The following is a 13,070-nucleotide window of genomic DNA, read 5'->3' on the forward strand; positions in this document are numbered from 1 at the left end:
CTGGGAAATGGCTTGAAATGGCTGTTTCTTTTGATCTAGACAATGAAAATGTCAATTTATCAGAGAAATGAGTGAAAGATGTCTCAAAATGACGAAAAAGAGACTCTTGCAATTGTATTCTCACACAGCCTCTTAAGTCTGGTGTTGGGTGGGAATGGTTCTAATTTATAATTGTTAATAATTCAGGGGCCGTAGCTCAGTTGGGAGAGCGCTGCGTTCGCAATGCAGAGGTCAGGAGTTCGATCCTCCTCGGTTCCACTCGCCTTCGCTCATATGAGCGAAGGCGAATATTCTTCCCCGTTCCTACATCATATTGGGTTTCTACTTTTAATTCTCGAATCTTTTTTCGCTAAAACGAATCCATTAACCTGATTATAGACTTCCTAATTCGTAAAGTCTGGAAAACATTCGTTGGTGAGTGCTCCGTTAGTCTATTTTAGATGCAACATGAACCAAGTAGAGAAGGATCGATTTAATGAATATCCACTTCAAATTACTCACCTACTCAATTGTACTTTCAACCCTGACACTCGCACAGGAAAACCCTCCCAGACTCGAAATCCTCCACCCAAAACCTGATATGCAATTCTGGGTCGATCGCATCGAAGTCGCTGGGACTATCCCACCAGGTTCTCAAGTTGAAATTGCAGGATCAAAAGTTATCCCTGATGAAGATGGGCTATTTAGACACCTCATGAATCTGGAGCAGACCGAAGTTTACATTCCAATCAGAGAAACCAGGGGCAATCAAACATTCCTTGATACCATAAGAGTATTCCATCGAAATCTTGACCATATGTCCACGGATAGCGTGTTTATCAACAACAACATTCCAGATCAGTTAGCGTTGGATATGGGGTATCCCCGCAGCGGTAATTTTTTCCGTTCCGAAGTCAGCTTGCGTGGACGGACACATCCAGACGCATTGCTGCTCATGAATGGGGACACGGTGAAAGTTTTTAAATCAGGTGCTTTCGCAAGCCATGTGGAAGTTAACCCTGGAGACAATGAATTCGAATTTGTTGCCCGTTTGAATGATATTGAAGTAAGGGAACTGGTCAGTCTTTCCCGACCCCTAGAGCGTGGAGCCCTGACTGCTCTGGATGAAAAAAGTGCAAGACCAAACCTGGACCGATGGGCAATAGCAGGGGATCATCTTCAGCTCAGCATCCAGGGTCCTCAATCAGAGTCCGTCTACTTCAAGATTCCTGGTCTAACCGGTTGGAAAAAGATGAATGAAGATAAACCTGGCTATTACACCTATTCCTACCATCTCCTGGATATTGATGAGGAGCTAAACACCAAAGTTATTTACCGTCTCGGACCATTTTCAAAAAGGGTCAGCAGTGCGCCTTTACGCATCTTGACAGATGCCCTGGGTGGCTTGACTCTTGATGAAGATACCAGAGTATATGACACACCCGATACGGATCAGCTCCTCTTCCCCCTGGCTGACTCAGTATCCCTCCAGATCATTGGTCTGGAAGATTGGATGTACCGAATTCGCCTGGGTCAGTACAGAACCGCCTACGTATGGGCAAACGCTGTTGAGCTAAATCCAGCAAGCAGACTCACTAGCCCACATTATCTCGGCTCCATGCACGGAGATAACCAAGATGATTGGGCTGTTTTTCGAATTCGAACAGGAACCACTCGCCTTCCCTTTGAATTAAAAGAGAAAGCCGTCCTGGCACGATTGGAGCTAAAGGTATATGGAGCAAAACAAGGCTGGGAATGGACAACCTACCCTGAGGGTGATTCAATTATTGGCTTTGTGGAAAGGAAGCAACCAGAGGATCTGGTTTGGCAAATGGACTTCTACCCTAAAAACAGTTTTTGGGGATGGTATGGTCGCTATGAAGGAGAATATCTTGTCATCGGGATTCGCAAGGCACCAGAAATCTCCAGAGACACACTATTCGCAAATGTAAAAATTGAAATTGACCCTGGCCATGGTGGCTGGCAGCGTGGTGCCCGGGGAGTAACTGGCTATGCCGAAGCCGATGCAAACTTACGCTATAGTCTTAAACTCGAAAAGCTACTCCTGGAAGCCGGAGCAACCGTTTTTCTAACCCGTCGGGATGACCATCAGATTAGTCTGGCCCATCGAGCGAAAATTGCCAGGGAGGATAGCGTCCATATTTTTGTTATGGCTCATAATAATGCACCCGGTGCAAGTCGTAACATCTTGGAAGCTAAGGGAGCTTCTACATTCTATACCTGGCCCAGCGCCAAGGGATTGAGTGATAAACTTTACCCTCACATGCACAACATGGGGATCGAAACCTCAGGCAAGGTATCCCGATACTATTATTATCTGACGCGGCAAACAGAATATTTGGTGGTTCTCATAGAAGGGGCATTTATGACCAATCCTGAGGAGGAAATGTTCCTGCTGTCTGAAGAGGGACTGGATGCACTGGCTATGGCAGCCTACAAGGGTCTTGAGGAGTTCTTGATTGAGAAATCAGAAAACCCATAGAAATTTCAATATATTTGGAATCTATTTTGGCAAAGAAGTAGTCACTTTTCCAGTTTTGAACTGCGGGCTTAGCCTCTAGATTGTAGGCCTGAACAAATCAGACAAAAAATGAAGCAAAATATAAATTATTGAATGAGCGAGAGGAACAAACACGGATGCCACTTTTCAACCTGAGCCACAAAAACTTAAATAAACTCCCTGGAGGTCAAGAGGCCTTCATATTCGGTATTTTTTCTGATACTGGGATCACCGATATATTTAAGGATGCTCATCCAAATCTGTCAAAAAAGTTGAATCTTGCCATGGAGAATGGTGAATTCGAAGCTAAACTGAATCAAGTTATGGTTATGTACTCACCAGATTGCGACACTGCGAAACGTTACATCGCCATCGGTCTTGGAGAATCAAAAAAATATACTGCGGATTACTTACGTCAAGCCAGTGCAACTGCTGCGAAAAAATGTATTGGACTCAAACTAAGCAGCTTCGCCATAGAATTTATGGGTGAAGACATTCTGAATGTTGAGGATGCTCAGGCGCTAGCTGAAGGATTGGTCATGGGGAGTTACCGCTTCCTGAATTACAAGAAGCAAGATGATGATGCCTATGCTGGCATTCAATCTGTAATCGCAACGGCAGATGCCAACATCTCAGGAGCCCTGGATTACGGAATGAAAATTTCGGGAGGCGTTGTTCTGGCCAGAGATCTTGGCAACCACCCCTCCAATATTGCTACGCCAACCTATCTGGCTGATACAGCTGCAGCCATTGCCAAAAAGGGTGGCATGAAAATCACTATTTTTGAGCGCGAAGATTTTGAAAAACTGGGTTTTGGTGGTATTGGAGGCGTTGCCCAGGGATCAGATGTTCCCCCTAAATTTATCATCATGGAGTACATGGGTGGCGATAAAGATTCCAAGACGCTTGGATTGGTTGGGAAAGGGCTCACTTTTGATTCCGGCGGTATTTCTATCAAACCCTCCGCTGGCATGGATGAGATGAAATTTGATATGCTCGGTGGAGCAGCCGTGCTAGGGATCATGTCAGTTGTGGCTGAGACCAAACCAAATTTGAATATCATTGCAGTAGTTCCATCCACTGAAAACATGAATGGTGGAGAAGCCTATAAGCCTGGTGATATTCTCACAGCATATAATGGCAAAACTATTGAAATATTAAATACCGATGCGGAGGGTCGCCTCATCCTTGCTGATGGACTCGCATACATTACAGATAAGTATGAACTGGATGGCGTGGTTGACTTCGCTACCCTGACTGGTGCAGTTGTCGTTGCCCTGGGTCACCGTTATAGTGGTATCATGACCAATGATCAGGATTTCGCTGACCAGCTCCTAGCTGTAGGTGAGAAAACTCAGGATCGCGTATGGCAAATGCCCATGGATGACGAGTATGCAGAAGACATCAAATCAACCATTGCTGATGTGAAGAACACCGGTGCCGGTCGAACAGCTGGCACCATTGCAGCTGGTGCATTTTTGCGAGAGTTTGTAAAAGAGGGAACCTCATGGTGTCATGTTGACATTGCTGGTTCAGGTTGGTTAAAGAAAGGTCGCCCCTATCTTCCCGATGGACCTACTGGTGCTGGTGTCCGAATGATTATGGAATTAATTAGAAGCTGGGAAAAATAAATCCTTGAGAACGTATCGCATAGCAGTTGACGGAATGGGTGGCGACAATGGTCCCAAGGCTGTTGTCGAAGGCGTCTGCAGAGCTTGTGAAGCCGGGAATCTTAATATTCTGCTTGCTGGGGACCAGGAAATTCTTGAAGCCGAATTGGTTCATTTTCCAAAAGTCAGGGATTTCATAGAGATCATTCATGCTCCCCAATCCATTCCCATGGATGCCAAACCGAAAGAAATTTTTGACAAATATCCCGACTCTTCCATGATCAAAGCTGCTGAAATAGTATCAACCGGTCAGGCAGATGCCCTCATTTCGGCGGGAAATACTGGTGCCCTCATTCTGGCCAGCGCTCAGAAAATTCCCCGGATTAAAACCGTTCACAGAACAGCCCTGGCTGCTGTGTATCCCACCAGTAATCAGCTCAATCGCAGCGATATTTTTTCTCTCATTCTTGATGTTGGCGCCAATATTACGGTGGATCGTGATCACATGATACATTTTGCCCTCATGGGAAATGCCTATTCCCAAAAAGTAACAGGAATCGAGAGACCAGTGGTTGGACTTTTAAATATGGGTTCCGAAAATAATAAGGGTGGTCCTAAATACATCGAGGTGAATAGAATCCTCGAATCCCTGCCCCAGATAAATTTTTATGGCAACATTGAGGGCAGCGACCTCATGAAGGGCGTTGTTGATGTGGTGGTAACTGAAGGATTCAACGGAAATATAGCCGTTAAAACCATGGAAGGTATGGCGGAAGCAGCCATGGGATTAGGCCGAATGGCATTCAGGAAAAAACTCATCTGGAAAATTGGTATGATGTTGCTCGCTGGTGGAATTCGCAAAGTTAAAAAGATTACTGACTATCAGGAGTATGGTGGCGCACCTATATTAGGACTTGAAAAACTAGTCTTGAAATGTCACGGCAAGTCAACCCCCCGGGCAATTGATAATGCTATTAAGCTGGCTGTAAAATGTGCAAGAGACGATTTAGTCGGCAACATGAAGGAAGCCATTAATGCGTTTGAACAAGAATTTACACATCCTGATTATGATCATATAACAGGCTATGACGCCTAGTGAACTTATCTGGCTTTTTGAAATAATTATTGATATCATTCTCTTCTGACTTAAAATTGATCGAAATTGAGTTAAGCAGATGAAACCACCAAAACTGATATCAATATTAGCTCGATTGCTTTTTATACTTTTCCTGTCAGGGGTTATCCAGGCTGGACAACCGGCCGTTAGCGAGAGTTCCGAACTTGCTTCTTATGCGCAGGATTTGTATCGAAAAAATGGAATCGATATGGCAAGATCTTCCTTTGAATTGCAGGAGAAAGAATCATGGGGCAGGATATTTGTTATTCACGTCATCAGCCGCACCACAACCCTGTCCGATGATCTCCTTCAAGCCTTTCTCATTGGAGGAGCGGTTTCACAACATGCCCGATCCCCAATAGATCATATTGTGGTTGTGGCAGATGTGGAGTTTAGCAATCGCAAGGCCATGGTACTTAGAGCTGAAGGTGCCTGTTGCGAGAAGCTGTACAACAATAGAATGACCGTGGAGGTTTTCACCGAAGACTGTCTACGGATGGAATAAAATTAATCAACTGAGTGGAATATGAAAAAGGAGAATAGAATGTTCAAGAAATCAATGCTATTTATGGGCTCTCTGCTGCTGATGGCTTCTTCAGTCTTTGCAGCCAACCCCTTCGAAGTAAGCATCTGGTCGCGCTATGCAGAAGGTCTGGGTTGGGCAGTTGTTGCCTCAATTGGATTTTCAGTAGGTGTTGCTATTGCGCTGAAGGTTTTCGATTGGTTCTCATCAGATATTGATGAATGGGAAGAGATCAAAAAAGGAAACTGGTCTGTTGCGATGATTTTTGTATCCATGATTATTATGATCGGCATCTTGGTTCACAAAGTTATCTAAACTTACTGCACAGAAATTGAGAGAGGGCGGGGAATTTCCCTGCCCTTTTTTTATGCAAGTCCCTTTTGAAGGGACTCAAGTTCTTCCAGCAATTCCAAATAACTCTCTTCGAGATTATCCTTCTCATCCATGGCTGACTGGATTTTCTCATATTGACTCGCCAAGTCAGGGTCATTAAGGATTTCTTCCTGTTGGGCCAGAGCGATTTCACATTCCTCAATCAATTCAGGTAATTTTTTCAATCGATTTGTAAGTTTTCTACGATTCTGAAAGTCAGAATTACTCTCCTTTTTTGTCGACCCATTCGTCATCGGAGCAACTCCATCTTGGACTTCAACCTGATCTTGGTTCTTGCGCCAGAGATAATACTCATAGTTTCCTGGGAATATTCGGATTCGCCCATCATCTACCTCAATAATTGTATTGGTCACCGCATTTAGAAAATGTCTATCATGGGAGATACACACCATGGTGCCCGTGAAGCTGGCGATGGCTTGCTGAACCACATCCCTGGATCGCATATCAAGGTGGTTGGTTGGTTCATCCAGGAGAACAAGATCCGAAGGGGTAGCGAGCATCTTGGCCAGAGCAAGTCTGGAGATTTCTCCACCGCTCAGAACCTTAATTTTCTTGTCCACAGTATCACCAGAGAATAAAAAACTACCCAGATAAGTCCTGACCTCGGTCACGATCCACTTGGGGTTTTCATGGGATATTAAATTGTAAATGGTGTCTTCCAGAGGCAGAGATTCAAACTGATGCTGTGCAAAATACGCACTTCTGACACCCTCTCCCCAAACCAATTTTCCACTGCTAAGTGGTTCTACCTGTGCCAGCATTTTCAGGAGGGTTGATTTTCCAGCACCATTGGGACCAACGAGACCTATTTTTTGTCCCCGCTGCAGTGTGAGATCCAAGTGTTTAAAGACCTCAAGAGAGCCATACGATTTTGCTACTCCCTTCAACTCAGCAACAATTCTAGCTGATCTACCCGGTTGGGGGATGCGGACTGATATTCGACTCTGCTCCCCTTCAGGTGGTAAGACACGTTCCAGCTTTTCGAGCTTCTTGACACGACTTTGAACCTGACTTGCCTTGCTATCCTTGTATCTGAACCGTTCAATGAATTGCTCAGTTTCAGCAATCATTTTTTGCTGGTTCCGATATGCTGCAAGCTGTTGATCACTCCTGAGCTTTTTCTCGTCCATGTATTTGCTGTAATTGCCTGCATATATTTGTATCGACATATGATCGATTTCAAAAATCTGGGTTATGGTTTTATCCAGAAAGGTTCGATCATGGCTTATCAAAACCAGCGCTCCTGACCATTCTTTAAGAAAGGTCTCCAGCCAGATTAAGGAGGCCAGATCAAGGTGGTTTGTCGGCTCATCCAAAAGTAGGATGTCGGGATGCTTAAAGAGTAGTTTTGCCAGAGCGACACGCATCCTCCACCCCCCACTGAATTGATCAAGGGGTATTTTCATCTGTTTCGGTGTAAAGCCAAGACCTCCCAGAACTTTCTTTGCCTCAGATTCCAGACTCCAGCCATTCAGGCGTTCAAATTCGGCCTGGATCTGCCCCAGCTTGTTCAAAAGCTGTTGATTGTCTGGATCCGCTGCAATGTGCATAGACAATTTTTCAATCTGAATCTCTAACTCACCCACTTCTGGGATTTCGTTCAGAACTTCGTGTAAAATTGTTTCCTCTGAAGTAGATGTGATTTCCTGGGGTAAATATCCAATGGAGATTTTTCTATCAATTTGGATCTGCCCCCTATCTGTATCCTCTTCACCTACAATCATCCGGAGCAAGGTTGTTTTCCCAGACCCATTGGCACCTACCAGACCAACTCTGGATCCCTTTTTTATCACCAGATCCAGATCCCTGAATAGGGTCTTGTCAGGATAGGTTTTTGTGATATTGTGCAGATTGATCATTGGTTCAGTTTATTTGGGTAAATTGTACTTTCGCTTTTCAGCTTCCTCGTGTTCACGATAAAGCGTGAGAACATGGCCGATGAGGCTAACAAATTGTGAATTGGAACCTGTCAGAATTTCATCGAGGAATTTTTCTTTTTCCTCTTTAAAGGCAATGAACTTCACCTTCACCATCTCATGCGATTTTAAGGCTGAATTAATGCTCTGAAGGCACTGAGGCGTTACACCAGCCTTCCCAATCTGTACCACTGCTTTTAGTGGGTGGGCTTGGGATTTTAAGTATTTTTTTTGTTTTGAGCTAAGCGCTTCCATACGTTTCCTTTTCCCCTGTCAACCTCAAAATTGTATATCGGGCAGAACAGGTCCTTGATTCTTTTCCGGTGGTCTCCGTAAATAATCATTAATTAATAGGCGATAAAAACTTACTCCCACAGCATACATGGCCGCTGTAATGAGAAATATTTGATAGTATTCCATATCCATTTGCCTCAGTACCTGGAAAATCTTAGCACTTATAAACCATGAGGCACTCCAGATACTTGAGCTGATGGCAGAGATCAATTCCTGATTTCTCGGTCCAACATACTTCATACCTAACTCACTGGTCATGGGTCCCGCCATATTCATGAGCGGTTGACGTATCATAAAAGCGGCAATGGCCACATAAAAAGCCCATGAGTAAGCTTGAGCTAACTGGGTTGTGGCAAGAATTACCAGAAATAATACGGCAAGCGATTGAGGAATCAGGATAGCAACCCCAAATCCAAACTTGCGACGAATGAAAGGGATAAACAGGGTCGATAGAAATACAATCATGGCAGTTCCAGCACCGATGAGGCTAAACGTGTCTGAATCTACTTTAAAAACACTATTGAAGAACAAATTCACAAAGGGAATGGTGAGTCCCGCCCCAGTGGCAATGATCATATTGGGGACCAGTACCCTGGCAATTAAGGTCCAATCATAATCTGATCTCAATGCACTCAAATTCTGAAAAAAGCTACTGGAACTGGAGCGAGGTTTGGCTTCCTTGATAAATAGCACCAGAATAAATGACAGAGAGCTGATTGATAAAATCACCAGCATTATATGAAATTCATCAAGAGGTATGATCACTCCCCCGATGACGATCTCTTTAAGGTGTGAAAGCATACTGATCAATGAACCAGAGACAATAGTGGCTAAAGACCAGACTGAGAAATTTAAAGATATGGCTTCGGAGATAACCTCCTCAGGAGCAGAACGCATGATGTAGGGTAAGCCACAGACATTCAAAATCATGAAGGAGACACCCCAAAGAATGAAGCCCAGTGTAATTCTGGTCTCATTTCCTCCTTGAATGGAAAGCAGTAGAAACAGGCTGAAAAGGGGAACCAGCAGACTGGATGCCAAAAAGAAGGGTTTGAGCGCCTTCCCCTTAATAAATATACCCAACGGGAAAGCAAAGAAGAGAATACCGAGGAAGCGAAAAGAATTGAACTGAGCAATGTTTTCGTCAGCGTAACCTTGTTTTCTCAGGTAGATATTTAGGATGAGGATAAAACTGGCATTGATCATATGAATAAAAAATGCTGCAGCGATCATCAGCAGGATAGAGCGGGGTATCTTGCGATATCTATTTATGAAATTCATCTGAGTCAAAGGTTTGGTGGGCATTGATTAGATTATGCTCACTTTGGTAGCAGACAGAGCTATTTTGATTGTTTTGCTCGCATTCGGAGACCATCAAAATCACAAGTTTTACAGTGATATCGTCGGATTTTCAGGAGGAATAACTTGCTGGCAATTCTTTGAATAAGATTCCTGTGAACATGCTGCAAATCCCCACCACAATCCGGACATTGATCCAAATCATGAAGTCTGATAATAGCCTTTTGTCTTATCCTGTAGGTCAAGAGGAAAAAGGCGATAATTATCAGCAACGTACCAACTATATCTGAGGTTTCAAATTCCTCTGCAGTTCCCAGAATGGTTCCCAATAAATGGCTAAAGCCATGTGTGATTGCCTGAAAGAAATTCACAACAGCATGAAATACGTATGTTTTAATTTCCATTTCTTCGAAAAGCAGGAATACACCAAACAGGAAGATGACACCAATAATTATTTCAATGGTAAATTCACGAATGATTGATTTTTCATGTCGCTTTGTCCTGCGGTGTCGATGGCTTCTCTCAGGGGCATTCATATATTTGTTTTCCTCATTTAATAATAAGCCTTCAAAACTAAATCAATGACTCTCCCATTACACTCGAAAAATTTCAGGGAGCGCGTGAATTAATCATTTATCACAAACGAAACGTCCCCTCCTCAAATTGCATTGGATTGCAACTTTCTCTTTTTATCTTGATGTATGTTTGAAGATTCCTCCTCCCAGGTATCACTTAAGTACAAATTCAAGATGGCTGACGCCCGGTCGATTGAGTTTGAAATTTTGCTCAGTAGTGACAAACATACCTATCAGACCTTCTCCAATACAGAGAAACCTGCCTGGACAGATCTTGGGTTCCGTATGTGTGAAGGGTGCAAGCTGGCTGACACTGGAGTTAAGCACTGCCCTGTTGCTGTGAACCTCCAAGATATCGTAATGGCGTTCAAATCCGATGTTTCCTATGATCTTATTGACCTCAGTATTGAAACAGCAGAGAGAACCTATTCCAAGGAGCAGATCTCAATGCAAAGCGGCTTAAGTTCAATACTCGGGGTAGTTATGGTTACCAGTGGATGTCCATCACTGGACTACTTGAGACCCATGGTCGCTACACATTTACCTTTTGCATCAATTGATGAATCTATCTATCGAGCGATGTCCATGTACCTACTTGCCCAATTCACTCGGGCAAAAAATGGACTGGAACCAGATTGGACGCTGAAAGGGTTAACTCATATTTATAATGAAATAGATGCCATCAATATCAGTATGACCAAAAGACTACGAGCCGCAACTGAGGAAGATGCCAGTCTGAATGCAGTCGTTATTTTGGATTCATTTGCAAAATTAGTTCCCATGAGCATTGAGGGGTCATTTGGCGGAATGGAAGATTTGTTTTGGCCTTACCTAAAGGATGATCCCAAGTCCTGAAATTCGTATTTGACTATTCCCTGATTCTTTTTTAACCAATTGTACACCAGATTTGCCCTATCCAACAAAAAACGAGGTTCATCTTCCTTCACAACAGACAGGTCAAAAAGATCAAGCTGCTCCCCTACTTTGCATAGTCTACCGTCTTTTAGCACCACCTCTTTCAAGGCGCCATTTTCAAAAAGATATCCAGGCATGCCCACCCCTCGGGTTTCAATTTTGAGATGTTCTATTCTGAAACGGTGGTTGAAGCGTTGACGGTTAAAAAACGCATCACAGAAGATCAGATCATCTCGGAGTCGCTGGGCATGTTCAAATCGAGTTTCCTGGATACAGATACGAATTTCCGCTTCAATCTTCGAAATAACACCTGGATCCTCCCCTTCCAGAAATTGGGAGACCTGTTCGCTTGCAATCAAATATGCCCCATGAACTTCCTGCACAACGCAGGGTCCCAGACACTGTCCCAGATCCAGCTCAATACAACTTTTAGTCGGATTTGCCTCGGCACATGATCTGAAACACAGGTATCTGGAAAATATTTCTTGAAGACGCTGGATAAAAAATCGGTCTCGAAAGGGACCATAGATATGCTTCTGGATTTTGCCTGGGTCATCCAGAGTAATTAGTCGAGGGTACCTGTCATCGCTGAGTTGAAGATATCGGTAATCCCGAAATTGCTTCTGGCGGATATTGTAAACGGGGAGGTATTTTTTAATGAGAGAGTCTTCCAGTAAAAGCGCGAGGAGTTCAGTTTCGGTCTCAACATACTTCAGGCTTTGGGCTTCATGAACCATCCTCTGGATGCGCTCTTCCTGGGCGCTGTCGTTACGCAAATAAGAAGCCACCCTGGTTCTGAGATTTACTGATTTTCCAATATATAAGGGATATTCCCGTTCGTCCAAAAACAAGTATACCCCTGAGGCTTTTGGCAGATTCTTCTGATCCTGATATAATCGAGGGGTAATTTCCATACTAATCCGAATATGCTGACCAGGTGTAACGGATTCTTCTTGCTGGGGGCAGGAGCTCCACATTCATGCTGTCTGGTAACTCATTTCGCAGATCCGCAATTTTTAGAATTTCGAGCTGCTTTTCAACCCCGCTTCTAACTCGAAAAATGGCATCTGAGGGTATCTTTTCTGCGTAATTGTGAATTTCCCGTATGAGATTTTGTTTATCCAATACATTTGAAGGAAGGGTCCATTCATGCATGGAGCGAGCAGGTAATGGACGAAATTCCCAACTAATATCATCTTTGGACAGGTTCAAGATGAAGAAACCTTTCGTCTCAAGTCGCTCGGCAAAGGAAGTTCGCTCGATTGAGCCTGAATAAATAAGCGGGATTCCTCCCCTACTTCTCAATATTTGCTGCCGATGAATATGCCCGCTCAGCACCAGATCGAGATATTCTGGGAATTGTTCCCGACCTACCACATCGGGTCCTCTGCGGAAGGTATAATTCTGGACACCCACCACTGCGTCCTCTATGGACTGATGCATGCATAAGATCTTGAGAGCAGCAGATTCCCTGTCATACCCAACCTCAGCCAATTGAGAGGGGAATCCTTTTTGAACCGCATGGCGGATATTCGGAAAACCACCCCAAGTCACTTCCAGCCCGTCCATTTCAATTGAAAAGGACCGGGGGCGATCAAAAAGATGGAAATTTTGATGATGAAAAATGGGCGAGGTTGGCAATCTGGATCTTTCATGGTTGCCAGGTACAAAGAACATATGGACTCCCTGCTCCAAGACAGGAAGCAAAGGTTCATACACTTTTTGGATAACTTGTGCAGGGATTTTTGAACGAAAAAAAACATCCCCACCATGAACCAGGGCGTCCACTCCCTCATCTATGGCCGTATCTAATATGTATTGATAATTATTGAAGAAATCCCAGCCCCTCCGCCTTCTATTAATTCGTGGACGAATGGGGAAATCGAAACCAAGATGGGAGTCAGCGAAAAAGAGAACTTTTAGCATAG

Annotated in this window: 12 protein-coding genes and 1 tRNA gene; 7 read left to right on the forward strand and 6 right to left on the reverse strand. The window is 43.9% G+C overall.

The genetic code is table 11. The features are described from left to right. Positions 1 to 185 precede the first annotated feature (185 nt). The 6 genes from ISR87_08675 (at position 186) to ISR87_08700 (ending at position 6,065) form a co-directional block, all read left to right on the forward strand. A tRNA-Ala gene (locus ISR87_08675) sits at positions 186 to 258 on the forward strand. 217 nt (positions 259 to 475) lie between these two features. Further along, a complete protein-coding gene (locus ISR87_08680; protein ID MBL7025517.1) occupies positions 476 to 2,482 on the forward strand; it encodes an N-acetylmuramoyl-L-alanine amidase in 2,007 nt (668 codons plus the stop codon). Positions 2,483 to 2,637: 155 nt separating this feature from the next. Further along, the gene (locus ISR87_08685) at positions 2,638 to 4,131 is read left to right on the forward strand and encodes a leucyl aminopeptidase (protein ID MBL7025518.1); all 1,494 of its coding nucleotides are present in this window, start codon (positions 2,638 to 2,640) and stop codon (positions 4,129 to 4,131) included. A 4-nt stretch (positions 4,132 to 4,135) separates the two neighbouring features. Then, positions 4,136 to 5,206, forward strand: a complete 1,071-nt coding sequence (plsX, locus tag ISR87_08690) for a phosphate acyltransferase PlsX (GenBank protein ID MBL7025519.1) — start codon at positions 4,136 to 4,138, stop codon at positions 5,204 to 5,206. Positions 5,207 to 5,285: 79 nt separating this feature from the next. Further along, entirely contained in the window at positions 5,286 to 5,732 is a 447-nt protein-coding gene (locus ISR87_08695; protein ID MBL7025520.1) for a hypothetical protein, read from the forward strand. 39 nt (positions 5,733 to 5,771) lie between these two features. Then, positions 5,772 to 6,065, forward strand: coding sequence for a DUF350 domain-containing protein (locus ISR87_08700; protein MBL7025521.1), 294 nt, complete (start codon positions 5,772 to 5,774; stop codon positions 6,063 to 6,065). Between the two features lie 50 nt (positions 6,066 to 6,115). On the opposite strand, the gene ISR87_08705 is transcribed toward ISR87_08700, so the two are convergent. From ISR87_08705 to ISR87_08720, 4 genes are read right to left on the reverse strand one after another with little or no spacing between them, the layout of a single operon-like run. Then, positions 6,116 to 8,002, reverse strand: a complete 1,887-nt coding sequence (locus tag ISR87_08705; protein ID MBL7025522.1) for an ABC-F family ATP-binding cassette domain-containing protein — start codon at positions 8,000 to 8,002, stop codon at positions 6,116 to 6,118. A 9-nt stretch (positions 8,003 to 8,011) separates the two neighbouring features. Next, positions 8,012 to 8,314: a ribosome assembly RNA-binding protein YhbY gene (gene yhbY, locus ISR87_08710; protein ID MBL7025523.1), complete on the reverse strand. Its 303-nt coding sequence runs from the start codon at positions 8,312 to 8,314 to the stop codon at positions 8,012 to 8,014. Between the two features lie 24 nt (positions 8,315 to 8,338). Further along, a complete protein-coding gene (locus ISR87_08715) occupies positions 8,339 to 9,658 on the reverse strand; it encodes a hypothetical protein (GenBank protein MBL7025524.1) in 1,320 nt (439 codons plus the stop codon). Between the two features lie 35 nt (positions 9,659 to 9,693). After that, positions 9,694 to 10,188 carry a transposase family protein gene (locus ISR87_08720; protein MBL7025525.1) on the reverse strand — a complete coding sequence of 165 codons (495 nt, stop codon included), beginning with the start codon at positions 10,186 to 10,188 and terminating at the stop codon, positions 9,694 to 9,696. A gap of 165 nt (positions 10,189 to 10,353) precedes the next feature. Between ISR87_08720 and ISR87_08725 the strand changes: the two genes are divergently transcribed. Further along, the gene (locus ISR87_08725; protein MBL7025526.1) at positions 10,354 to 11,082 is read left to right on the forward strand and encodes a hypothetical protein; all 729 of its coding nucleotides are present in this window, start codon (positions 10,354 to 10,356) and stop codon (positions 11,080 to 11,082) included. On the opposite strand, the gene ISR87_08730 is transcribed toward ISR87_08725, so the two are convergent. Further along, entirely contained in the window at positions 11,055 to 12,056 is a 1,002-nt protein-coding gene (locus ISR87_08730; GenBank protein MBL7025527.1) for a GIY-YIG nuclease family protein, read from the reverse strand. The two genes, ISR87_08725 and ISR87_08730, sit on opposite strands and share 28 nt — an antisense overlap. Position 12,057: 1 nt before the next feature. Then, a complete protein-coding gene (locus ISR87_08735; GenBank protein MBL7025528.1) occupies positions 12,058 to 13,068 on the reverse strand; it encodes a metallophosphoesterase in 1,011 nt (336 codons plus the stop codon). Positions 13,069 to 13,070 lie beyond the last annotated feature (2 nt).

The organism is Candidatus Neomarinimicrobiota bacterium (assembly GCA_016784545.1).
GTDB lineage: Bacteria > Fidelibacterota > UBA8477 > UBA8477 > JABMPR01 > JABMPR01.

What these genes read in the sequence shown, in the direction of transcription:
- ISR87_08680 (MBL7025517.1), top strand. Translation starts at nt 476, where the DNA reads ATGAATATCCACTTCAAATTACTCACCTACTCAATTGTACTTTCAACC.
- ISR87_08685 (MBL7025518.1), top strand. Translation starts at nt 2,638, where the DNA reads ATGCCACTTTTCAACCTGAGCCACAAAAACTTAAATAAACTCCCTGGA.
- ISR87_08695 (MBL7025520.1), top strand. Translation starts at nt 5,286, where the DNA reads ATGAAACCACCAAAACTGATATCAATATTAGCTCGATTGCTTTTTATA.
- ISR87_08700 (MBL7025521.1), top strand. Translation starts at nt 5,772, where the DNA reads ATGTTCAAGAAATCAATGCTATTTATGGGCTCTCTGCTGCTGATGGCT.
- ISR87_08705 (MBL7025522.1), bottom strand. Translation starts at nt 8,002, where the DNA reads ATGATCAATCTGCACAATATCACAAAAACCTATCCTGACAAGACCCTA.
- yhbY (MBL7025523.1), bottom strand. Translation starts at nt 8,314, where the DNA reads ATGGAAGCGCTTAGCTCAAAACAAAAAAAATACTTAAAATCCCAAGCC.
- ISR87_08715 (MBL7025524.1), bottom strand. Translation starts at nt 9,658, where the DNA reads ATGCCCACCAAACCTTTGACTCAGATGAATTTCATAAATAGATATCGC.
- ISR87_08720 (MBL7025525.1), bottom strand. Translation starts at nt 10,188, where the DNA reads ATGAATGCCCCTGAGAGAAGCCATCGACACCGCAGGACAAAGCGACAT.
- ISR87_08725 (MBL7025526.1), top strand. Translation starts at nt 10,354, where the DNA reads ATGTTTGAAGATTCCTCCTCCCAGGTATCACTTAAGTACAAATTCAAG.
- ISR87_08730 (MBL7025527.1), bottom strand. Translation starts at nt 12,056, where the DNA reads ATGGAAATTACCCCTCGATTATATCAGGATCAGAAGAATCTGCCAAAA.
- ISR87_08735 (MBL7025528.1), bottom strand. Translation starts at nt 13,068, where the DNA reads ATGCTAAAAGTTCTCTTTTTCGCTGACTCCCATCTTGGTTTCGATTTC.